At 58.2% G+C, this 22,519-nt stretch carries 22 protein-coding genes; 13 read left to right on the top strand and 9 right to left on the bottom strand.

Annotation, left to right across the window (positions count from 1 at the left end; translation table 11 throughout):
* Positions 1-42: 42 nt before the first annotated feature.
* A complete protein-coding gene (locus DW56_RS20155) occupies positions 43-1,116 on the bottom strand; it encodes an AI-2E family transporter (RefSeq protein ID WP_139152860.1) in 1,074 nt (357 codons plus the stop codon).
* Positions 1,117-1,275: 159 nt separating this feature from the next.
* Here DW56_RS20155 and DW56_RS20150 point away from each other — a divergent pair, with 159 nt between their 5' ends.
* Entirely contained in the window at positions 1,276-2,496 is a 1,221-nt protein-coding gene (locus tag DW56_RS20150) for an MFS transporter (protein WP_024555225.1), read from the top strand.
* On the opposite strand, the gene DW56_RS20145 is transcribed toward DW56_RS20150, so the two are convergent.
* Both DW56_RS20145 and DW56_RS20140 read right to left on the bottom strand, forming a co-directional pair.
* Positions 2,497-3,057 carry a DcrB family lipoprotein gene (locus DW56_RS20145; RefSeq protein ID WP_024562090.1) on the bottom strand — a complete coding sequence of 187 codons (561 nt, stop codon included), beginning with the start codon at positions 3,055-3,057 and terminating at the stop codon, positions 2,497-2,499.
* Between the two features lie 72 nt (positions 3,058-3,129).
* Positions 3,130-3,795: a 7-cyano-7-deazaguanine/7-aminomethyl-7-deazaguanine transporter gene (locus DW56_RS20140; protein ID WP_024555169.1), complete on the bottom strand. Its 666-nt coding sequence runs from the start codon at positions 3,793-3,795 to the stop codon at positions 3,130-3,132.
* 203 nt (positions 3,796-3,998) lie between these two features.
* Between DW56_RS20140 and tusA the strand changes: the two genes are divergently transcribed.
* The 4 genes from tusA to DW56_RS20115 all read left to right on the top strand — a co-directional run bounded on the left by tusA (position 3,999) and on the right by DW56_RS20115 (position 7,268).
* Positions 3,999-4,244 (top strand): sulfurtransferase TusA, encoded by a 246-nt coding sequence (tusA, locus tag DW56_RS20130; protein ID WP_024555170.1) that lies wholly within the window; start codon positions 3,999-4,001, stop codon positions 4,242-4,244.
* Positions 4,245-4,430: 186 nt separating this feature from the next.
* Entirely contained in the window at positions 4,431-5,414 is a 984-nt protein-coding gene (locus tag DW56_RS20125; RefSeq protein WP_024562088.1) for a TRAP transporter substrate-binding protein, read from the top strand.
* 46 nt (positions 5,415-5,460) lie between these two features.
* A complete protein-coding gene (locus tag DW56_RS20120; protein WP_024555272.1) occupies positions 5,461-5,970 on the top strand; it encodes a TRAP transporter small permease in 510 nt (169 codons plus the stop codon).
* Between the two features lie 11 nt (positions 5,971-5,981).
* A complete protein-coding gene (locus DW56_RS20115; protein WP_024555273.1) occupies positions 5,982-7,268 on the top strand; it encodes a TRAP transporter large permease in 1,287 nt (428 codons plus the stop codon).
* Positions 7,269-7,310: 42 nt separating this feature from the next.
* On the opposite strand, the gene zntA is transcribed toward DW56_RS20115, so the two are convergent.
* Together zntA and DW56_RS20105 are read right to left on the bottom strand one after the other, a co-directional pair.
* Entirely contained in the window at positions 7,311-9,509 is a 2,199-nt protein-coding gene (gene zntA / locus DW56_RS20110; protein ID WP_024562087.1) for a Zn(II)/Cd(II)/Pb(II) translocating P-type ATPase ZntA, read from the bottom strand.
* An 84-nt stretch (positions 9,510-9,593) separates the two neighbouring features.
* Positions 9,594-10,220, bottom strand: a complete 627-nt coding sequence (locus DW56_RS20105; protein WP_024552089.1) for a lysoplasmalogenase — start codon at positions 10,218-10,220, stop codon at positions 9,594-9,596.
* Between the two features lie 141 nt (positions 10,221-10,361).
* Here DW56_RS20105 and DW56_RS20100 point away from each other — a divergent pair, with 141 nt between their 5' ends.
* Positions 10,362-10,727 carry a DUF2500 domain-containing protein gene (locus DW56_RS20100; RefSeq protein WP_024552088.1) on the top strand — a complete coding sequence of 122 codons (366 nt, stop codon included), beginning with the start codon at positions 10,362-10,364 and terminating at the stop codon, positions 10,725-10,727.
* Here the strand turns inward: DW56_RS20100 and DW56_RS20095 are convergent.
* Both DW56_RS20095 and rsmD read right to left on the bottom strand, forming a co-directional pair.
* On the bottom strand, positions 10,724-10,993 hold the full coding sequence (locus DW56_RS20095; protein ID WP_024552087.1) for a DUF1145 family protein: 270 nt from the start codon (positions 10,991-10,993) through the stop codon (positions 10,724-10,726). The genes DW56_RS20100 and DW56_RS20095 overlap by 4 nt on opposite strands.
* Positions 10,983-11,579 carry a 16S rRNA (guanine(966)-N(2))-methyltransferase gene (rsmD, locus tag DW56_RS20090; RefSeq protein ID WP_024552086.1) on the bottom strand — a complete coding sequence of 199 codons (597 nt, stop codon included), beginning with the start codon at positions 11,577-11,579 and terminating at the stop codon, positions 10,983-10,985. Before rsmD ends, DW56_RS20095 begins: the two co-directional genes overlap by 11 nt.
* 190 nt (positions 11,580-11,769) lie before the next feature.
* Between rsmD and ftsY the strand changes: the two genes are divergently transcribed.
* From ftsY to rpoH, 4 genes are all read left to right on the top strand, one after another.
* Entirely contained in the window at positions 11,770-13,305 is a 1,536-nt protein-coding gene (ftsY, locus tag DW56_RS20085) for a signal recognition particle-docking protein FtsY (RefSeq protein ID WP_024552085.1), read from the top strand.
* Between the two features lie 2 nt (positions 13,306-13,307).
* Complete coding sequence (ftsE, locus tag DW56_RS20080; RefSeq protein ID WP_024552084.1) at positions 13,308-13,976, top strand: cell division ATP-binding protein FtsE; 669 nt, start codon at positions 13,308-13,310, stop codon at positions 13,974-13,976.
* Positions 13,969-15,024: a permease-like cell division protein FtsX gene (gene ftsX / locus DW56_RS20075; protein ID WP_035890403.1), complete on the top strand. Its 1,056-nt coding sequence runs from the start codon at positions 13,969-13,971 to the stop codon at positions 15,022-15,024. Before ftsE ends, ftsX begins: the two co-directional genes overlap by 8 nt.
* A 265-nt stretch (positions 15,025-15,289) precedes the next feature.
* Positions 15,290-16,147 carry an RNA polymerase sigma factor RpoH gene (gene rpoH, locus DW56_RS20070; protein ID WP_024552082.1) on the top strand — a complete coding sequence of 286 codons (858 nt, stop codon included), beginning with the start codon at positions 15,290-15,292 and terminating at the stop codon, positions 16,145-16,147.
* 56 nt (positions 16,148-16,203) lie between these two features.
* Here rpoH and pdxR read toward each other — a convergent pair whose 3' ends face one another.
* Positions 16,204-17,697, bottom strand: a complete 1,494-nt coding sequence (gene pdxR, locus DW56_RS20065) for a MocR-like pyridoxine biosynthesis transcription factor PdxR (RefSeq protein ID WP_024552081.1) — start codon at positions 17,695-17,697, stop codon at positions 16,204-16,206.
* A 118-nt stretch (positions 17,698-17,815) separates the two neighbouring features.
* Here pdxR and DW56_RS20060 point away from each other — a divergent pair, with 118 nt between their 5' ends.
* The 3 genes from DW56_RS20060 (at position 17,816) to DW56_RS20050 (ending at position 21,881) form a co-directional block, all read left to right on the top strand.
* The gene (locus DW56_RS20060) at positions 17,816-19,081 is read left to right on the top strand and encodes a 4-aminobutyrate--2-oxoglutarate transaminase (RefSeq protein WP_024552080.1); all 1,266 of its coding nucleotides are present in this window, start codon (positions 17,816-17,818) and stop codon (positions 19,079-19,081) included.
* 197 nt (positions 19,082-19,278) lie between these two features.
* Positions 19,279-20,526, top strand: coding sequence for an aromatic amino acid transport family protein (locus DW56_RS20055; protein WP_024552079.1), 1,248 nt, complete (start codon positions 19,279-19,281; stop codon positions 20,524-20,526).
* A gap of 251 nt (positions 20,527-20,777) precedes the next feature.
* On the top strand, positions 20,778-21,881 hold the full coding sequence (locus tag DW56_RS20050) for a branched-chain amino acid ABC transporter substrate-binding protein (RefSeq protein WP_139152797.1): 1,104 nt from the start codon (positions 20,778-20,780) through the stop codon (positions 21,879-21,881).
* A gap of 77 nt (positions 21,882-21,958) precedes the next feature.
* On the opposite strand, the gene panM is transcribed toward DW56_RS20050, so the two are convergent.
* Positions 21,959-22,348: an aspartate 1-decarboxylase autocleavage activator PanM gene (gene panM, locus DW56_RS20045; protein ID WP_024552077.1), complete on the bottom strand. Its 390-nt coding sequence runs from the start codon at positions 22,346-22,348 to the stop codon at positions 21,959-21,961.
* Positions 22,349-22,519 lie beyond the last annotated feature (171 nt).

Raw genomic sequence — 22,519 nt, 5'->3', positions numbered from 1 at the left:
AACAAAAAGCGGGCTTGTCGCCCGCTTAACCTGATGCTTTTACTACCCCGGCAATCGGCTTTTGGGCCGGCCGGGGCCGAGCAGAATAGCCAGCTTGCTGCCGCCGACGGTGGTTTCCATCCAGATTTTACAGACGCTGGTCAGCGGCACGGAAAGCAACATGCCCACCGGGCCAAGCAGCCAGCCCCAGAACAGCAACGAGAGAAACACGACCAGCGTCGACATCCCCAGGCGATGGCCCATCATGCGCGGTTCCACCATATTCCCCAGCACCATATGCACCGCCAGGAAGAGCAGCCCCACCATCACGCACTCGTAAAAGCCATTAAACAACAGCGCCTGCGCCATGGGCGGAATAGCGGAAAGCACGGAACCGATATTGGGAATGTAATTAAGCAGAAAGCCGAGCACGCCCCACATCAGCGCGAACTGCACGCCAAGCAGCGTCAGGCCGAGCCAGATAATGGCCCCGGTCCACAGGCTGATTAACGTTTTCAGCGCCAGGTAGTGAGTCACGCCTTTCAGCGCGCGGTGCAGGCCTGCAATATGAATTTGCGGGTTAGAGAGGGCGAAGCGCAGCTTATAGGGCAGGTGGCGCACTTCAAAAAGCATAAACACGACCGTCATCACCAGCAGTACGATGCTCGCCATCGCCCCGGAAAGCTGGGTCATCAGGGTGGTGGCATAGCCCATCATTTTTTCTGAGTCCATGCGCTGCAACATGCGCTCCGGCGAGAGGTGCAAATTCATAAACGGCACCATACGTTCCAGATGCATTATCTTGCGCGAGAATTCATTGGCGTATTTAGGCAGCAGCGCGACGAACTCATTGAGCGAAGCGGCCAGCAGACCGAGCAGCAGCGTCAGCACAAACAGCATCGCAATGACCACGATCGTGATGGCGAAAGAGCGTTTAAAGCCCCGGCGCACAAACCAGGTCACCAGCGGGTTAAGCACAATCGCGAAAAACAGGGCAAGCAACAGCGGGACGATAATATCGGCGGCGGCGTGAATACCGGCCAGAATAATGACCAGCGCCGCCAGCTTTTGCAGCATATGCAGACCAGCCTTCTGCGTGGTAGCAACATCGCTGCTGCTGCCCGACTTTCTGAGCATAATGAAATCCTTTTAAATAGACGCCCGTACTGTGGGGTTGTTTACAGTGTAGCCTTTCGCGGCAAGCGCGCCGGAGTAGAGCGTTCTGAAAGTGAAGGCTGATTTTACTGCGCCGACGTGTTTATACTGACGCACTGTTGTTAATTTCCGGTGATTTCCATGCCCGAGCGCGCCGCTGAACCGGCTATAAGCGGATTACGCCTTAATCTGCGCATCGTTTCTGTTGTTATCTTCAACTTCGCCAGCTTTTTAACCATCGGCCTGCCGCTTGCGGTGCTGCCCGGCTACGTGCATGACGTGATGGGGTTCAGCGCCTTCTGGGCGGGGCTGGTTATCAGCCTGCAATACTTCGCCACCCTGTTAAGCCGCCCGCACGCCGGGCGCGCCGCCGACACGCTCGGCCCCAAACAGGTGGTGATTCTGGGGCTGTGCGGCTGTTTCTTAAGCGGGCTTTGCTACTGGCTGGCGGGGGAAACGCAGGCCTGGCCGCTGGCGAGCCTGGCGCTGCTTTGCCTCGGGCGGCTTATTCTGGGCGTCGGGCAAAGCCTGGCGGGCACCGGGGCGACGCTCTGGGGCGTGGGCGTCGTCGGCTCGGCGCACATCGGTAAAGTTATTTCGTGGAACGGCGTGGTGACGTACGGGGCGATGGCGGTCGGCGCGCCGCTGGGGGCGCTCTGCTATGAATGGGGCGGGTTGCGGCTGCTGGCGGGCGTCATTATGGGCGTTTCGCTGCTGGCGGCGCTGCTGGCGCTGCCACGGCCCAGAGTCACCGCCAGCAAGGGCAAGCCGTTGCCGTTTCGCGCCGTGCTCGGGCGCGTCTGGCCTTACGGCATGGCGCTGGCGCTCTCTTCAACAGGCTTCGGCGTGATCGCCACTTTTATTACGCTCTTTTATCAGGCCAAAGGCTGGGACGGCGCGGCGTTCGCGCTGACCTTGTTTAGCGCTGCATTCGTCGGCGGACGTCTGCTGTTCCCGAATGGCATTAACCGCCTGGGCGGGCTGAACGTGGCGATGATCTGCTTTGTGGTGGAAGCGCTGGGCCTGCTGCTGGTGGGGCTTGCCGCTACGCCGCTGATGGCGAAGGCGGGCACTTTGCTGGCGGGCGGCGGCTTCTCGCTGGTCTTTCCGGCGCTGGGGGTGGTAGCGGTGAAAGCGGTGCCGCAGCATAACCAGGGCAGCGCGCTCGCCACTTACACGGTATTTATGGACCTTTCGCTCGGCATGACCGGGCCGCTGGCGGGCGTGATGATGGCTTACGCAGGGGTGCCGATGATTTATCTGGCTTCGGCGGCGCTGGTGTGCGTGGCGCTATGGCTGGCGTGGCGGCTAAAAAAACGGCCTCTGGCGCAGGCGACAGAGGCCGGTGAAACGCGGGAGTAATTATTTCACAACCAGCGTGTTGATAATGTTTTCCGCCGCGCTCTGCGCCTGCTGCTGGTTGTCGGCAGGCAGGGTGATTTGCAGGGTCAGCAGTTTGTTATCCACATGGCCCAGCACCACAGAAGAGTAAGCGGTCTGGCCTTTGGCGGAGATAATGCTGTCGAGCTGCTGAAGCTTCTGGCCTTTGATATCAACCGCTTTGTTGGTCACGACCTGCAAGTTAGGGTCGCGGCTACGCTGCTGATCTTCCAGGCGTTTGGCCAGCACGTCGAGCGGCTCCTGGGTGTTATCCCCAAGAATGACAATGACCGCTTTCTCGCCGGTCGTGTCTGAGTAAACGTGCATGTTGTTCGCCTGGGTGCCAAGCTTGCCGCTCTGGTCTGACATATCCGCCGGCAGGGAGAAGCTCAGCTTGCCATCCAGCAGGGTTACCGGCTGGCCGCTGGCGGCGCTGCTTTCAGCCGCGCTGCCGGAGGCAGGCGCTTTGCTGTCGTTGTTGTCACAGGCCGCCAGCCCCATCACCAGCAGGCCAATACCGACATATTTTACCAGGTTGCGCATTGACTTATTCCTTTACGTAAACGGTCATAACGACCCATCCCTGCATCTTAACACAAGAACTTCCGCCAGCCTTTAGCCGTGCTGTAACGCAGAGAAATCGGATTTATCTGCCAGCTTTTTCAACAGCATATTCAGCAGCACGCCATACATCGGCAGGAAGAAAATAATGCTGATGAGCACCTTGAAGCAGTAGTCCACCGCGGCGATTTCCATCCAGTGCTCGGCCATAAAAGGATCCGGGCTGCGCCAGAAGGCGATAAAGAAAAACGAAAGCGTGTCGCTGATATTGCCAAGCAGCAGGGAAGCGCCGGGGGCAAGCCACCACTGGCGGCTCTGGCGCAGGCGGTTAAAGACATGCACATCCAGGATCTGGCCCAGCGCATATGCCATAAAGCTCGCCGTGGCGATACGGGCGACGAACAGGTTGAAGTGCGCCAGCGCGCCGAAACCTTGCCAGCTTCCCATATAGAACAGCGACGAAATGACATAAGAGATGAGCAGCGCCGGAACCATCACCGCGAAAATGATGCGGCGAGCCAGCGACGCGCCGAAAATGCGCACGGTCAGGTCGGTTGCCAGAAAGATAAACGGGAAGCTGAACGCGCCCCAGGTGGTATGAAAACCGAAAATGGAGACCGGCAGTTGCACCAGATAGTTGCTGGAGGTGATCACCAGCAAATGAAACAGCGATAGCCAGACAAGCGCGCGGCGGCGCTGGCTTGAAGTAAAGGGTGTCATATTGTGACCTTTTTGTTAGTTGGGGTGAGGGAACCCATTTCCATCGCTTTCAGGCAGACGCGGCGCGTTTGCGCAAAAGCCGCCGCATAATACTGCTTTGCGTCGTCAATGCAATGGTTAATTTTAACGCAATCGTTAAGCTTGCTTGCGCCCGCAGCGTCTGCGCGTAAACTAAGGCGGTTTTTGACTGACCCGAGAAAAAAATGACCGATCTGTTCGCCAATCCCGATCACACGCTGGATGCTCAGGGGCTGCGTTGCCCGGAACCGGTAATGATGGTGCGTAAAACTGTTCGCCATATGCAGGCGGGCGAAACGCTGCTGATTATTGCCGACGACCCGGCCACAACGCGCGATATTCCAGGCTTCTGCCGTTTTATGGAACATGAGTTGCTCGCCTCGCAGACGGAAACGCTGCCTTACCGCTATTTGTTGCGCAAAAGCCACTGACAGTTTGCGGGCAGCCTTCACGAAACGGCTGCCCTGAACTTGCGTCACATTCTTTTTAAAACCTCGTTTCAAAGCTTTCACTTTTGTGAGGCGCTTCACCTCCGGTTATCAAGGCTTAAGCTAGTTTTAAGCGGCAAATCAAAACAGCGTTTTATATCTTGCCTCTTACTCTGCTGGAGCTGACCGATGAAAAAGACCTTATTACCAGGCCTGGCCGGCCTGTGCCTGTCCACCGCGTCTCTGTTGTTTGCCACTGCCGCGTCAGCACAGGTGATTAAAGCTGCCGACGTGCATCCGCAAGGGTATCCAAACGTCGTCGCTGTCCAGCACATGGGCGATAAACTCAAAGAACAGACCAATGGCGACCTGGAAATCAAAGTTTTCCCGGGCGGCGTGCTGGGCGATGAAAAGCAGATGATTGAGCAGGCGCAGATGGGCGCTATCGACATGATCCGCGTTTCTATGGCGCCGGTGGCCGCCATCCTGCCGGAAATCGAGGTTTTCACGTTGCCTTACGTGTTCCGCGATGAAGACCATATGCACAAGGTTATCGACGGCGACATCGGCAAGCAGATTGGCGAAAAACTTACCAGCAACCCGAAATCCCGCCTGGTGTTCTTAGGCTGGATGGATTCCGGCACCCGTAACCTCATCACCAAAAACCCGGTGGTGAAACCAGAAGATTTGAAAGGGATGAAAATTCGCGTGCAGGGCAGCCCGGTGGCGCTCGCCACGCTGAAAGGCATGGGCGCGAGCGCGGTGGCGATGGGCGTAAGCGAAGTGTACAGCGGCCTGCAAACCGGCGTGATTGACGGCGCGGAGAACAACCCGCCCACCTATATCGCCCATAACTACCTGCCGGTTGCCAAAAACTACACCCTGAGCGGCCACTTTATCATCCCGGAAATGCTCCTTTATTCCAAAGCGAAGTGGGACAAGCTCAAACCAGAGCAGCAGCAGACCATCCTGAAACTCGCCCGTGAAGCGCAGATGGAGCAGCGCGAACTCTGGAACGCCTACAACAAACAGGCGCTCGACAAAATGAAAGCGGGCGGCGTGCAGTTCCACGACATCGACAAAGACTATTTTGTGAAAGCGACGGAGCCTGTGCGTAAGCAGTACGGTGAAAAGCATCAGGATCTGATGAAAGCGATAGCTGACGTACAGTAACCCAGTGCGCCGGGAGACCGGCGCTTTACCTTCTCCCGGAGGCGTTATGTCCCGCTTTTATCTCTCCTGTATGGACAAGCTTTACCTGTTCGCCATGGCCGTCGCCGGGCTGGCGCTGGTCGTGATGACCGTTATCATCCCGATTAACGTTTTTTCCCGCTATGTGCTTAACCGCGCGGAATCGTGGCCGGAGCCGGTCGCCATTATCTGCATGGTCACCTTTACCTTTATCGGCGCAGCCGTGGGCTACCGCGCCGGTTCGCACATTGCGGTAAACATGCTGACCGATCGTCTGTCGCCGTTCTGGCAGGGGATAATGGCGCGGCTTGTGGACGTGCTGATGCTCGTTATCTCCGTCGTCATGTTTTACTACAGCTATTTTCTTTGCCTCGAACTGTGGGAACAGCCGGTCGCGGAATTCCCCGTCGTCACCTCGGGTGAAACTTATCTGCCGCTGCCCATAGGCGCAGCGATTTTAATTTTGTTCGTTATTGAACGTCTGCTGTTCGGTTCTCAGGAGAACCGTCCGGTAGTGCTGATTGGCAACCACAGTTAACGGGGCGACAAATGGACGCATTTATTTTACTGGCCACCCTGGCGGTGCTGCTGGCGATCGGCATGCCGGTGGCTTTCGCCGTGGGATTCAGCGCGGTAGCGGGAGCACTATGGATTGACCTGCCGCTGGAAGCGTTGATGATTCAAATCACCAGCGGGGTAAACAAGTTTACGTTGCTGGCAATTCCCTTCTTTATTCTTGCCGGCGCCATTATGGCGGAAGGGGGCATCGCTCGCCGTCTGGTGAACTTTGCCTACCTGTTTGTGGGCTTTGTGCGCGGCGGGTTGTCGCTGGTGAACATTGTCGCTTCCACCTTTTTCGGCGCTATTTCCGGCTCGTCGGTGGCGGATACCGCCTCCATCGGCAGCGTGATGATCCCGGAGATGGAAAAGAAAGGCTACCCGCGCGACTACGCTGCGGCGGTGACCGCGAGCGGCTCGGTGCAGGCGATTCTTATTCCGCCAAGCCACAACTCGGTGATTTACTCGCTGGCGGCAGGCGGCACGGTTTCCATCGCTACGCTGTTTATCGCGGGCGTGCTGCCTGGGCTGCTGCTGGGCGTAAGCCTGATGACGCTCTGCCTGGCGTTCGCCCGCAAGCGCGGCTACCCGAAAGGGGAGCGCATTCCGATGAAGCAGGCGCTGAAGATTTTCGTCGACGCGCTCTGGGGGCTCATGACCGTCGTCATTATCCTCGGCGGTATTCTGACCGGGGTATTTACCGCCACGGAATCGGCGGCGGTTGCCTGCGTCTGGGCCTTCTTCGTCACCATGTTTATCTACCGCGACTACAAGTGGAATGAACTGCCGAAGCTGCTGTGCCGTACCGTAAAAACCGTGACGATTGTGATGATCCTGATTGGCTTTGCCGCGGCGTTCGGCGCAGTCATGACCTACATGCAGTTGCCGACGCGCATTACGGAGTTCTTTACGTCGCTCTCTGATAACAAGTACGTCATCCTGATGTATCTCAACATCATGCTGCTGCTGATAGGCACGCTGATGGACATGGCGCCGATTATCCTGATCCTCACCCCGGTGCTGCTGCCGGTCACTAACGCGCTGGGTATCGATCCGGTGCATTTTGGGATGATCATGATGGTGAACCTTGGGATCGGGCTGATTACGCCGCCGGTAGGCTCTGTGCTGTTCGTGGCGAGCGCGGTGAGCAAGCAGAAAATTGAAGCGGTGGTTCGCTCCATGCTGCCCTTCTACGGCGTACTGTTGATAGTACTGGCGATGGTGACCTACATTCCGGCGATATCGCTGTGGTTGCCGAGGATATTGGGCATGATGTAAGACAGCTCCCTCTCCCCGCCCGGGGAGAGGGAATGCGCCGCCTCAACGCCCCTTTCTTAACAGCCGAAGGGCGTTAGCCGTCACCAGCACCGTCGCGCCCGTATCCGCCAGTACCGCCAGCCACAGGCCGGTCATGCCGAGCAGCGTGGTAACCAGAAACACTCCTTTTAATCCCAGCGCGATGGCGACATTCTGCCGAATGTTGCGGTGCGTGGCGCGGGCAAGGCTTATGATCGCCGGCAGCTCTGTCAGGCGGCTGTGGGTGAGCGCCGCGTCGGCGGTTTCCAGCGCCACATCGGTGCCGTTGCCCATGGCAATGCCGATAGCAGCGGCTTTCATGGCGGGCGCATCGTTGATGCCGTCGCCCACCATCGCCAGCGGCGCGCGACGGTTAAGCTCGTTGACCGCCGCAACCTTGTCGCCCGGCAGAAGGCTGGCGCGGTAGTCCATGCCAAGCTCCCCGGCCACGGCTGCCGCCGCGCGCGGGTTATCGCCCGTCAGCATCACGCTCTGGACGCCCAGCTTGCGCAGGCGCTCTACCGCGTCACGGGCATCGGGGCGGAGCGTGTCGCGCAGCGCCAGCGTGCCGAGCAGCTCGCCTTCGCAGACCGCCGCCACTACCGTTTGCCCCTGCGCCTCCAGCTCGCTGATGCGCTGCCGCCAGCGTTCCGGTAGCGCTATTTCCAGCTTGTCCGGCGCGCTAAGACGCACGATCCGACCTTCCACTTCCGCTTCCAGACCCGTGCCCGCCAGCGTGCGCTGTGCTTTCGCGCGCAGCGGCGCTACGCCGCGCCGGTTCGCTTCCTCAATAATCGCCTGCGCCAGCGGATGCGTACTGCCTTGCTCAACAGCGGCGGCAAATGCCAGCAGCGCTGACTCTTCCAGCCCTTCTTCGGCGATTATCGCGGTCACCTGCGGCTTGCCCGCCGTCAGCGTGCCTGTTTTATCAAACGCCACCTGCTGAATGCGGCCCACGATTTCCAGCGCTGCGCCGCCTTTTATCAGCGCGCCGCGTCGCGAAGCGGCGGCAAGCCCGGAGGTTATCGCCGCAGGCGTGGAGATGACCAGCGCGCAGGGACAGCCTATCAGCAGCAGCGCCAGCCCTTTGTAGATCCATTCCTGCCAGGCGGCGGCCAAAAAGAGCGGTGGAATGGTCATTACCAGCAGCGCCAGCAGCATAATCGCAGGCGTATAAACCCGGCTGAAGCGGTCAATAAAGCGCTCAATGGGGGCGCGGCGCGCTTCCGCTTCCTCAATCAGGCGCAAAATGCGGTCAATGGCGCTGTCGCCCGGTTCGCTCACCACTTCAAGCTGCACCAGACGATCCACGCTGGTGGCGCCCGCCGCGACTTTCTCTCCCTGCTGGCGTTCAACGGGCAGCGATTCGCCCGTCAGGGCGCTTTCATCAAAACTTGCGCAGGGGGAAAGCAGCCTGCCGTCAGCGGGCAGACGTCCACCCGCCGCCACTTCTATTACGTCGCCGGGCCGAAGTGTTTCCAGCGCCACGCTCTCTCGCTGCCCGTCACGCAGACGAACGGCGGTTTCCGGACGGAGCGCGACCAGCGCGCTCACCCCTTTTCGCGCGCGGTTCGCCGCCCAGCCTTCAAGCTGTTCTCCGATGAGAAACAGCAGCAGCACCATAGCCGCTTCGGCCGTCGCCCCGATGATAAGCGCGCCGATAGCCGCCACGCTCATCAGCGTTTCGATAGCGAACCAGCTACCGCTGCGCATCAGCCTTATCGCCTGTCGCGTAACGGGCCACAGGCCAACAAGCGTAGTGGCCGTGAAAGCCAGCGTGCCGAAAGAAGGGTTAATGTGCGCCAGGCCCCAACTGATAAGCATCAGCACCGCCAGTGCCAGAACGGGCAGCCAGTCGCGCCAGCCTGAGGATGCAACAGCAGGGGAACGGCTATCCAGCAGCGTATAGCCCGCCGCGTTAACGGCGCGCTCCACCGCTTCGCGGGCTTCATCCGGCGCGTTGACCAGCAGCTTTTGCGTGGCGAACAAGACCTGCGCCTGGCTCACGCCAGGCACCTGGCGCGCGGCGTTTTCAACCTTGCGGGCGCAGGCGGCGCAGTCCATTCCCTCCACGCGCCAGCTCAGACGAGCGGCGATTTCCGGCGCCGCCTGCGGCGATTCGCACGCGGCGCTTTCGCAGCAGGCGTCGCTTTGCGACAGAGGGCTTAGCTTCAGCTTTGCAAACTGCGGCGTTTTAGCAGGGCCGGGAGAAGAAGGGGTCATGGCAGCCTCCGGTAACGATAATTTTCTCATTACCGGAGGATACACTCTGGAGTCGACTCCAGAGTCAAGCGGGGAAGGCGGCTTTTACAAATAGAGCGAACGCACAATCATAAAGTGACCGGCAAAGTAGCAGGCGGCGGCGATGGCGCTGTCTGCGGTAAAGCGCTTGCGGTAGTGGCTGCCAAGCCAGACGATAATCCCGAGCAGCAGCAGCGAAGCGCCGACAAAGCCGGAAAAACTGGTGTCGGTTGGGCGGAAGAAGTAAAGCTCGCCTGCCAGCCAGACCATGACCAGCGTCATGCCGATAAATGTGCAAACAGGCCAGCGCAGCGTATCAAGGCGCGTCCAGATGGTGGCAATAAGCGCCGCGCCGACCACCAGCAGCGCCACCGGCAGCGGCCAGAAAAAAGAGATCGACATCTGGCTTGCGAAATAGATGGTGTAAAGCAGGTGAGAGAGGAAAAACGCGCCGGTGGCGTAAAGAAGTTGCGCCCGCGGCAGCAGCGTCAGCGCGTCGCCCGCAAGCGTCGCCACAAGGCCCGCAAGCACAAGGTAGCTTACCGGTTCGGCCAGCGGCGCTTGCCAGGCGAGCAGCAACAGCAAAAGCAGCGTAAGCGGCTTAAAGAGCCAGCGTTGCCATGCCGGACCACGGTAAGAAGCATCGACATACAGCCAGCCGGAAAGCAAAACAGCAATAAATGACCAAAGCATGATAAGTCCCTGAATCAGTTATGGTAACGGGTGCGCCTGGCGCACGGCTCTCTCTTTCAGTCTAGTGGTCGAAGGGGCGGGATGACAACGTCAGGCGCTACGGGGTATTCTTAAAATGTACCCGGAACACAGGCTGCCGACATGAGTAAACCACCGCTTTTTTTCATCGTTATCATTGCGTTAATTGTTGTCGCCGCTTCATTTCGCTTTGTGCAGCAGCGGCGGGAAAATGCGGCCAATGATGCGGCGCCAGTGGTGGAAAAGCGCGCAGAAGTCACGAATAAACGTGAAAAAGCGGCGAACGAGCAGCGCTCACGGCAGCGTGAAGTGGCGCCGCCCGCGCAGACCATGCGTTACGAGGCAAGCTTTCGGCCAGAAAACAGCGCGGTGGCGATAACCTTCCGGCTTGAGGCGGCGCAATACCATGCGCTAACGGTTGGGGAAACCGGCACGCTTAGCTACCAGGGGACGCGCTTTATCCGCTTCGTCCCCGATCCGGCCCGTTAACGCGGGCGCTTTTGTTGCTTCTGCCAGGCGAGCAGTTCAAACACGCCGAAGATAAAAATCCGAATTTGCTGCGCGCGGCTAAGCGGCGGCCCCTCTTTCGGCTGGGTGGCTTTCAGCAGGCTTAACTGCAACCCGTGCATCAGCACCATAAAAATCAGCGCCACGTTGACGAAGATGTTGAGCGGCCGTGGGAAGGGCTGAACCAGGTTCAGAATAAGAAAAGCCCAGACGAAGAGCATCAGCAGGCGCCCAAGATTAATCAGCATCTTCTTCTCCTTGAGAATCAATCGAATAGAGGCGGTAAGCGACCTGGCCCGCAACTTTTTCACGATGCAGCCGCCAGCTTGCCGGCACGGGCGGCAGACCGTTTTCCACTTCGCTTTCAACATAGACCATCGCGCCGCGGGCAAGCCAGTTCTGCGTCTGGAGCAGCGTTAGCGTCTCTTCCAGTAAACCTTTGCGAAAAGGCGGATCGACAAAAACGATGTCGTAGGGCTCGCCGGGCTGGTTAAGGTAGTTAAGTGTGTTAGTGTTCACTACCTGTGCGTTACCCGCTTTTAGCGTGGCGAGATTTTTTTGTAGCTGCTGCGCTACGCCGCGCTCCATTTCAAGCAACGTGGCTTTCGCCGCATAGCGTGAAAGCGCTTCAAGCCCGAGCGCGCCGCTGCCGGCGAAGCAGTCGAGGCAGCGAGCGTCCACCATATAAGGGGCGAGCCAGTTAAACAGGGTTTCGCGCACCCTGTCGGTGGTGGGGCGAAGGCCCGGGCTGTCGGGGACCGGAAGTTTCCGGCCGCGCCACTGCCCGCCAATAATGCGGATCTGTCCGCTGCCGGAGGAGGTAGGTTTCTTCATTATGCTCACTGCGCTCAACAATCTGGCCTGCTATTCTAGCGGCGCAGAGGGGCGGGCGAAACCTCAATCCCCTCGCGTGCCGCCCCGCAGGGAAAGTGGTAGACTAACGTATTCATTTGTAATTTTTTCAGTACCCGCGCGGTGACGACGGGACTGCGCCATGACTTAACCGCGAGGAGTGTATTCGCCAATGGCAAAAGAGAAAAAACGTGGCTTTTTTTCCTGGCTTGGTTTTGGCCAGAAAGACGAGGCGCCAGCGCAGGAAGAACAACAGGTAACAGAACAGCCGGTAGAAGAAAAACCGGCGGAAGCGGCGTCGCAGGAAGCGTTGCGCGAAGAGGCGGCGCAGGCCGAACCGCACACGCTCGCGGAGTCTGAAACTTTCGCTCAGGAAGTGGTTGAGGTAAGCGAACAGGTCATCGAAGAGCAGGAGAAGGCGGCTGAGGAAGCGCCGCAAGCCGCCATCGCTCACGAAGAGCCGCAGCAGCAAGCGCCAGCCGTTGAGCCAGAGCAACAGCCTGAACCCGAGCCGGAAACGACGGCTGAAATCGAGCATGAAACCCTGCCGCTGCCGGAAGCGTTTACCGCCGAGGCGGATCCGCAAGCCTGGCAGCCGGAACAGGAGCAGGAAGAGGTTATCGACGAAGAAGAGCTCGCGGCGCTCGCGCTGGCGGCGCAGCCGGAAGCGGTGATCGACGAGGTGGAAGCGGCGGTTGAAGACGCCGTTGTCGAGACGGAAACCGCAGAGGAAACCGCAGAGGAAACCGAAGCCGTCGCGCCCGTGGTCGAGCAGGAAAAACCAACCAAAGAAGGGTTTTTCGCGCGGCTTAAGCGTAGCCTGGTAAAAACTAAAGAAAATCTCGGTTCCGGATTTATCAGTCTGTTCCGCGGCAAAAAAATCGACGACGATCTCTTCGAGGAACTGGAAGAGCAGCTGTTGATTGCCGACGTAGGCGTTGATACCACGCGCCGTATTATCAGCAATCTGACGGAAGGCGCCAGCCGTAAACAGCTGCGCGACGCCGAAGCGCTCTACGGCCTGCTGAAAGAAGAGATGGGCGAAATTCTCGCGAAAGTGGATGAGCCGCTTAATATTGAAGGCAAGAGTCCGTTCGTTATTTTGATGGTGGGCGTAAACGGCGTGGGTAAAACCACCACCATCGGCAAGCTGGCGCGCCAGTTCGAGCAGCAGGGCAAAACGGTGATGCTGGCGGCGGGCGACACGTTCCGCGCAGCGGCGGTAGAGCAGCTTCAGGTTTGGGGACAGCGCAACAATATCCCGGTTATCGCTCAGCATACCGGCGCAGATTCCGCTTCGGTTATTTTTGACGCCATTCAGGCGGCGAAAGCGCGCAATGTCGATGTGCTGATTGCCGACACCGCAGGGCGTTTGCAGAATAAAGCGCACCTGATGGAAGAGCTGAAGAAAATTGTGCGCGTGATGAAAAAGCTCGATGTGGACGCGCCGCATGAAGTGATGCTCACCATCGACGCCAGCACCGGCCAGAACGCGGTAAGCCAGGCGAAGCTGTTCCATGAAGCGGTTGGGCTGACCGGCATTACGCTGACCAAGCTCGACGGTACTGCCAAAGGGGGCGTTATCTTCTCCGTGGCGGACCAGTTCAACATTCCGATCCGCTATATCGGCGTCGGTGAACGTATTGAAGATTTGCGTCCGTTTAACGCGGGCGATTTTATTGAGGCACTTTTTGCCCGAGAGGATTAACAATGATTCGCTTTGAACACGTCAGCAAAGCCTATCTCGGTGGGAGACAAGCGTTGCAGGGGGTTACTTTTCACCTGCAACCGGGCGAGATGGCGTTTCTGACCGGCCATTCCGGCGCCGGGAAAAGCACCCTGCTCAAGCTGATTTGCGGCATTGAGCGGCCCAGCGCCGGCAAGATCTTTTTCAGCGGCCATGAAATTAGCCGCCTGAAAAACCGTGAAGTGCCGTTCCTGCGCCGCCAGATTGGCATGATCTTTCAGGATCACCACCTGCTGATGGACAGAACCGTTTACGACAACGTAGCGATCCCGCTGATCATCGCCGGCGCCAGCGGCGAAGATATTCGCCGTCGCGTGTCGGCGGCGCTGGATAAAGTCGGGCTGTTGGACAAAGCGAAAAACTTTCCGATTCAACTTTCCGGCGGCGAGCAGCAGCGCGTCGGCATCGCCCGCGCGGTAGTGAATAAACCGGCGGTGCTGCTGGCGGACGAACCGACCGGCAACCTGGATGACGCGCTCTCGGAAGGGATTTTGCGTCTGTTTGAGGAGTTTAATCGCGTAGGGGTGACAGTCTTAATGGCGACGCACGACACCGGGCTTATCTCCCGTCGTTCGTACCGCGTGTTGTCTCTGAGCGACGGGCATTTGCATGGAGGCCTGGCTGGTGAATAAACGCGACGCGCTTAATCAGATTCGCCGCTTCAGCAACAAGCTGAACGATTATAACCAACAGCGGCGCGGGGGCGAGCCGGGTAAGTCCTCGCCAAAGCGGGCGAAAGCGACGAGCGGCAAACCGCCTTCCCGTAAGGGCGGCATTAACGAACAGGTGCGTTACGCCTGGCAAGGGGCGCTGGCGGACCTGAAAAGCAAGCCGTTCGCCACCTTCCTCACGGTAATGGTTATCGCCATTTCGCTGACGCTGCCAAGCGTCTGCTATATGGTTTATAAAAACGTGAATCAGGCGGCTTCGCAGTATTATCCTTCGCCGCAAATCACCGTTTATTTCGATAAGACGCTGGATGACGACGCCGCGCAGCAGGTGGTCGGGCAGCTTCAGGCCGAACAGGGCGTGGAGAAGGTGAATTATCTGTCGCGGGAAGAGGCGCTCGGCGAATTCCGCAACTGGTCGGGTTTTGGCGGCGCGCTGGATATGCTGGAAGAGAACCCGCTGCCGGCGGTGGCGGTGGTGGTGCCGAAACTCGATTTCCAGGGCACCGAGGCGCTGACGACGCTGCGCGATCGCATTTCCCGCGTTCACGGCATTGATGAAGTGCGTATGGACGACAGCTGGTTCGCCCGGCTGGCGGCGCTGACAAGCCTCGTGGGCCGCGTCTCAGCGATGATCGGCGTGCTGATGGTCGCTGCGGTCTTCCTTGTTATTGGCAACAGTGTGCGGCTGAGCATTTTTGCCCGGCGCGATACCATTAACGTGCAGAAACTGATTGGCGCGACGGATGGATTTATCCTGCGTCCGTTCCTGTATGGCGGCGCTTTACTTGGCTTTTCGGGCGCTTTACTTTCACTGATTCTTTCAGAAATTTTGGTGATGCGGCTTTCAAGCGCCGTCACGGAAGTGGCGAAAGTTTTCGGTACCAGCTTTGAAATCAACGGCTTATCTTTTGATGAATGCCTGTTGTTACTCCTGGTCTGCTCGATGATTGGCTGGCTGGCCGCCTGGCTTGCTACTGTGCAACATTTACGTCACTTTACCCCTGAATAAAAAATATTTGTTATAATCATCCCCTGCTACGAGTTCCCGTTGCAGGGGATGCAGTAACGCTATCATCGCTGTGCCCCTTGCCGCTTAAATTCATTGCTCTGTCACAGAATGTGTGTAATTTATTCACAGCTCTACATGGAACTTGTGGATAAACTCACTGTCTTATTGATGAGTGAATGGTAGTCTCGTTGCTCACAACGCCGGTGCGTCTGTTGCCTGAAGGGGACACACCAACGCCGGTAAGATGTCGAATGAGAGGATTTGAATGACCAAAGAAATGCAAAATTTAGCTTTAGCCCCGGTGGGTAACCTGGAGTCGTATATCCGGGCCGCCAACGCCTGGCCGATGTTGTCGGCAGACGAAGAGCGGGCGCTGGCTGAAAAGCTGCATTACCAGGGCGATCTGGAAGCAGCTAAAAAGCTGATTCTGTCCCACCTGCGCTTTGTTGTTCATATCGCTCGTAACTATGCGGGCTATGGCCTGCCGCAGGCGGACCTGATTCAGGAAGGTAACATCGGCCTGATGAAAGCCGTGCGCCGCTTCAACCCGGAAGTGGGCGTGCGTCTGGTTTCGTTCGCCGTGCACTGGATCAAAGCTGAAATTCACGAATATGTGCTGCGCAACTGGCGCATCGTGAAAGTCGCCACCACTAAAGCGCAGCGCAAACTGTTCTTTAACCTGCGTAAAACCAAGCAGCGTCTGGGCTGGTTTAACCAGGACGAAGTTGAGATGGTGGCTCGCGAGCTGGGCGTTTCCAGCAAAGACGTGCGTGAGATGGAGTCGCGTATGGCGGCGCAGGACATGACCTTTGATATGTCCTCCGACGATGACGCCAGCGACGGCCAGCCGATGGCCCCGGTGCTTTATTTGCAGGACAAATCGTCTAACTTCGCCGACGGCATTGAAGACGATAACTGGGATGAGCACGCCGCAGACAAACTCACCTACGCGATGCAGGGTCTGGACGAGCGTAGCCAGCAAATTATTCGCGCCCGCTGGCTGGATGAAGACAACAAGAGCACGTTGCAGGAACTGGCCGACCGCTACGGCGTTTCCGCCGAGCGCGTGCGTCAGCTTGAAAAGAACGCGATGAAAAAACTGCGCGCCGCTATCGAAGCGTAACCCGCAGCAGTCCCCTTAACGCCCCGCTGAGCCTCTGGCCGTGGGGCGTTTTGTATTTATGGCCGGGCAACCGCCTGCGGGCATATTTCGCTGATGCACTGCATCAATACCTTAAACGCGCCTTCCATTTTCTCTTCCGACACGCAGGCGAACCCCATCAGCAGCCCACGTCGGCGGTTATCCGTCAGGTAATAGCTGGAGAGCGGGCGCACCAGAATATCGCGGGCATTGGCGAGCTTTGCAATCGTCATGTCGTCTGCGTCATGGGGCAGGTTCAGCACCAGATGCAGCCCGGCGTTGTCGCTAAAATCCGACAGCGCCTGCGGCCCCAGATAGCGGGTAATAAGCCCCGTCAGAAATGCCCGGCGCCGTCCGTAGAGCAGCCGCATACGACGGATATGGGCGCTGTAATGGCCCGCTTCGATAAACTCCGCCAGCGCCGCCTGAATGAGTGAATGCCCGCCGCGATAAAGCTCTGCGTGCGCTGATTTCATCTCCTGCGCCAGCGCGCGGGGCAGCACAACGTAGCCCAGCCGCAGCCCCGGATAAAGCGTTTTGCTGAAGGTGCCGATGTAAATGACCGGCGGGTCGGGCAGTAAACTTTGTAACGCCGGAATGGGCTGGCCGGAGAAGCGAAACTCGCTGTCATAATCGTCCTCCACAATCCAGCTGCCGCTCTGGCGCGCCAGCGCCAGCAGCCGCTGACGACGCTCCAGACTCATCACCGCGCCGAGCGGGTACTGGTGGGAAGGGGTAACGAAAATCAGACGCGGCGCGGTTGTCGCGCGTTCCGGCGGCACCATGCCGGAAGCATCCACCGGCACCGGGCAAATCTTCACTTCATTCATTTGCAAAACATTGCGTATGCCCCAGTAGGATGGCTCTTCCACCCAGGCTTCATCGCCGCTGTCGCATAACATTCTCGCCACCAGATCGATGGCCTGATGAATGCCTTCGGTGATCAACACCTGCTCCGGCGAACAGTGCACCGAGCGAGCCACGCGTAAATAATTGGCCAGCGCGTGTTGCAGCTCCGGCGTGCCGCCCTGGCTGCTGTAGGTCAGGCGCTGGGGCGTAGGGCGGCGGCTGATCCTCGCCTGCATTTTGCTGAACAGCTGGTGGGGAAAAGCACTCACATCCGGCACGCCGGGGATGAAAGCGCCCCACTGGCGCGGGCTGGCGCTAATATGCTCCAGCAGCCATTTTCCTCGTGAGGAGTAGCCAATGCGCGACGCGTCAATATGCTCCCCTTGCGCCACCGAAGGCGCAGATAAAAGCTTATCAGGCACCACATCGGCGACGAATGTGCCGCTGCCCTGGCGTGATGAAACATATCCTTCCGCCAGCAATTGTTCATAAACTGTTAAAATTGTGTTGCGGGAAAGGCCAAGCTCGCGGGCAAAGTCCCGGGAAGGGGGAAGGCGGCAGCGAGGCGGCAGGCTGCCATCCCGTATCGACAGGCGAATCGCGTTGTAAAGGCGCTTGTGCAACAACGCGTCCTGTTGCTCGCCGAGCCGGACGGCTAAGAGATCGGCCACTAAAGAACGCAATTGGATCCCTCAATTAAACCAGACTGGTACTCGATTATAGGGCCATAGCCTGGGTAAATAAACGTCACTGTTTCAAGTTTGTTGCTAAAAAGTGACGTTTATCAGCAGGAGAACGAGGGTGAAAAATTCAGATTTGAATCAACGTCGTCAGAGCGCCACCCCACGCGGTGTCGGCGTCATGTGCGGTTTTTATGCCGAAAAAGCCGAAAACGCGACCCTGTGGGACGTGGAAGGCAATGAAGTTATCGACTTTGCCGCCGGCATCGCCGTGCTGAATACCGGCCATCGCCATCCAAAGATTGTGGCGGCGATAGAAAAGCAGCTCCAGGCTTTTACTCACACCGCTTACCAGATTGTTCCTTATGAAAGTTATGTCGCGCTGGCGGAGCGCATTAACGAGCGCGCGCCGGTAAACGGCCCGGCGAAAACCGCGTTTTTCACCACTGGCGCTGAAGCCGTAGAAAACGCCGTCAAAATCGCCCGCGCTTATACGCGTCGACCGGGCCTGATTACCTTCGGCGGCGGCTTCCACGGCCGTACCTTTATGACCATGGCGCTGACCGGCAAAGTGGCCCCTTATAAAATCGGCTTCGGCCCGTTCCCAGGCTCCGTTTACCACGGCCAGTATCCGAACGAACTGCACGGCGTTTCGGTTGACGACGCCATGGCGAGCCTTGAGCGTATTTTCAAAGCGGACATCGCTCCGGACCAGGTCGCCGCCATCGTGCTTGAGCCGGTACAAGGGGAGGGCGGCTTCAACGTGGCGCCGCCTGCCTTTATGCAGGCGCTGCGCGCGCTGTGCGACGAGCACGGCATTCTGCTGATTGCTGACGAAGTGCAGACCGGCTTCGCCCGCACCGGCAAGCTGTTCGCTATGGAACACCACAGCGTGAAGGCGGACCTCATCACCATGGCGAAAAGCCTGGCGGGCGGCATGCCGCTTTCCGGCGTGGTGGGTCGCGCCGAGGTGATGGACGCGCCCGCGCCGGGCGGCCTTGGCGGCACTTACGCCGGCAACCCGCTGGCGGTGGCGGCGGCCCATGCGGTACTGGATATCATTGACCAGGAAAACCTCTGCCAGCGCGCAAACGACCTTGGCCTGCATCTGGTGGAAGTGCTGAAGCAGGCGCGCGAGCGCTGCCCGGCCATCGCCGACATCCGCGCGCAAGGCTCAATGGTGGCGGTGGAATTTAACGATCCGCAAACCGGCAAGCCTTCGCCAGAATTTACCCGCGAAGTGCAAAACCGCGCCCAACAGGAAGGCTTGCTGCTGCTGAGCTGCGGCGTTTACGGCAACGTTATTCGCTTCCTCTATCCGCTTACGATCCCTGAAGCGCAGTTCAGCAAAGCGCTCGATATTCTCTCCCGCGCCCTGACGCGCTAAGGGAGCCGGACACCCCGAGGGCGCCTGCGTTATGGCCTGTCATCGTTCGCAGGCCATAGCAGCGCGCCTTTGGGTTCTTACAGGCAGGGACCGCGCTTTTAAGCCGGACGCTTAACTATCCAGAAGACAAATAAGTAGATCACCGTGAACACAACCGCTGCCGGTGGTTTTTGCCGCCGGATATTTAAGGAAGAATTATGTCTGATAACTCCACCACCTCCTCCGGCTCGCTCTGGCGCGCCCGCGAACGGACCGCCGCACCGGCGAAATCGCTAAGCTTCGTCGAAGGCGTGGCGATGATAGTCGGCACCAATATTGGCGCGGGCGTACTTTCCATCGCTTACGCCTCCAGCAAAGCGGGATTTTTGCCGCTGCTCTTCTGGCTGGCGCTGGTCGGCACGCTCACCACCATCACCATGCTGTATGTCGCGGAAGCGACGCTGCGCACCCGTTCGCACCTGCAACTCAGCGGGCTGGCGGCGCGCTACGTTGGCCGGTTCGGCGCCTGGATGATGTTTGCTTCCGTCTGCGTAAACAGCGTCGGCGCGCTCACCGCCTACATGACCGGCAGCGGCAAGCTGCTTCACTCGTTGTTTGGTCTTTCTCCCGCCATGGGTAGCCTGCTCTTTTTTATTCCGGCGGCGGGCGTGCTGTGGCTGGGGCTGAAGGCGATTGGCCGCGGCGAGAAATTTATCAGCATCGGCATGGTGGTGATGATAAGCGTGCTGGTCGTCGCCACGCTGCTCAAGGATTCAACCCAGGTTCGTTATTTGCTGGATGGCGACTGGCGCTACATGGTGCCGGTCTTTAACGTCACCGCCTTTTGCTTTGCGGCGCAATACATTGTGCCGGAAATGGCGCGCGGCTTCGCCGACAAACCGGAAAAGCTGCCGAAAGCGATTATCGTCGGCATGGGGCTGACCTTCGCGCTGCTTACTCTCGTGCCGCTTTCCGTAATTGCGCTTAACGGGCTGGAGAATATCTCGGAAGTGGCGACCATCTCATGGGGGCGGGCGCTGGGCGAGTGGGCATTTTTCTCGGCCAATATTTTCGCGCTTTGCGCCATGCTCACCTCTTACTGGGGGCTTGGCGGCAGCTTTCTGACGAATATCTTCGATAAGTTCCGCCTCGGCGATGACGCGCAGCCGCTCAAACGGTTCGGCGTGTTGCTTATTGTGGCGCTGCCTCCCTTCGCGCTGGCCTACAGCGGCATGGTCTCTTTTGTGAACGCGCTCTATTTCGCCGGCGTGTTCAGTGGGGTGATCCTCTCCATCATGCCCATTCTCATTCTTAAAGGCGCACGTAAACGTGGCGATATAACGCCGCGCTGGCAATGCAGCTGGAGCACCCATCCGCTTATCCAGGCGACTATCGTTCTGCTCTACCTGGCGAGCGCGCTTTACGCTGTGCTTTCCGCCCTCGGTTATCTGCCCGCAGGCTGGTAAATCCGCACTATCACGCCGCCCAACTGGCGCGGCGTATATTTTTTCGCCATCCTCCGCCATTATTGACGTGAAAAATAGTGATTCCAAATTCAGAAAAATGGGGTATGTTTTTAGCAGAGTATGCTGCCAGGACACGGGTGGTATTCGCCATATATGGCATTAAATGCTGAACTCTATTGTAAAGCTAAAATAAAGTGTCAAAACAAAACAACAACACAACTGCAAAAACCATAACAATGGGGAAGCTCAGGATGAAAATGATGGGTAAAGCCTTACTGGCGGGATGTATCGCTCTGGCAATGAGCAGCGCGGCGATGGCGGAAGATATCAAAGTCGCGGTGGTCGGAGCGATGTCCGGTCCGGTAGCGCAATACGGCGACCAGGAATTTACCGGCGCCGAGCAGGCGATTAAAGACATTAACGCCAAAGGCGGCATCAAAGGCAATAAACTGGTTGCGGTGAAATATGACGACGCCTGCGACCCGAAACAGGCGGTAGCTGTTGCGAACAAAGTGGTTAACGACGGCATTAAATATGTTATCGGCCACCTCTGCTCTTCCTCCACGCAGCCTGCTTCTGACATTTACGAAGACGAAGGCATTCTGATGATCACCCCGGCGGCCACGGCGCCGGAGCTGACCGCGCGCGGTTATCAGCTGATCCTGCGCACCACCGGCCTGGATTCCGACCAGGGGCCGACCGCAGCAAAATACATTCTTGAGAAAGTGAAGCCGCAGCGCATCGCCATCATTCATGATAAACAGCAGTATGGCGAAGGGCTGGCCCGCGCGGTGCAGGACAACCTCAAGAAAGGCAAAGCGAACGTGGTTTTCTTTGACGGCATCACCGCAGGCGAGAAAGATTTCTCCACGCTGGTGGCGCGCCTGAAGAAAGAGAACATCGACTTTGTTTACTATGGCGGCTACCACCCGGAGATGGGGCAGATCCTGCGCCAGTCTCGTGCAGCGGGCCTGAAAACCCAGTTTATGGGGCCGGAAGGGGTCGCGAACGTTTCGCTTTCTAACATTGCAGGCGAATCCGCTGAAGGCATGTTAGTCACCAAGCCGAAAAACTACGATCAGGTGCCGGCGAACAAACCGGTTGTGGACGCCATCAAAGCGAACAAACAGGATGCGAGCGGCGCGTTCGTCTGGACTACCTACGCCGCGCTGCAATCGCTGGCGGCTGGCCTGAACCAGAGCGACGACCCGGCGGCTATCGCCAAATACCTGAAAGGCAATTCGGTGGAAACCGTGATGGGCCCGCTCTCCTGGGATGAGAAAGGCGACCTGAAAGGCTTTGAATTCGGCGTGTTCACCTGGCATGCCAACGGCACGGCGACCGACGCTAAATAATCACACTCGCTTCAGCCCTCTCCCTGACAGGGAGAGGGTATCAACCTTTATCGCCCTGAAGGGCAACGCGCGAAACCTTAACTCAGGCGCTTCAGCCAGCCATCCTGCTGCGCGTCAAAACCCAGCGTCTGCATGAAAGCGTTCATGACTTTGTAATCTTCCACGCCAATATCCATTACCCACCAGTCGGTAATCGATGGATTATCGCGGATTGTCTCTTCGATCAAATAATGCCCGACGCCGCGGCGGCGCGTTACTTCACGTACACGCAAAGAGTCCATCGCGCCCTCCGTGCCGCGCAGCGTAACGCGAACCGCGCCGAGTAAACGGTCATTGAAACGCGCGGCATAAATCCGGTGAGATTCATCCACGCGCAGCGAGTCGGCCGGGTATTCAGGCCAGATTTTCGCGAGGTCGAGATAATCCTGCTCGCTAAAGTTTTCCAGACGAATAATGGTGAGTTTCATGACGGTATTTCCGCAAACAGAAATAAAGCTAAGTTTATCCAATTTCTCTGCCTGGTGGCTTTCACTTTCTGATTCATTCACTAGCTGATTACTTTTTGTGTTCATAAGAAAGCAGTGGTAACCATTGCGGATCGAATTTTCACCAGCAGATAACGCTAAAAAGCAGCGTTT

This window comes from Franconibacter helveticus LMG 23732 (assembly GCF_000463115.2).
Lineage (GTDB): Bacteria > Pseudomonadota > Gammaproteobacteria > Enterobacterales > Enterobacteriaceae > Franconibacter > Franconibacter helveticus.
Note: the sequence above shows the minus strand (reverse complement) of the source record. Positions and strands in the feature narration are given on the sequence as shown.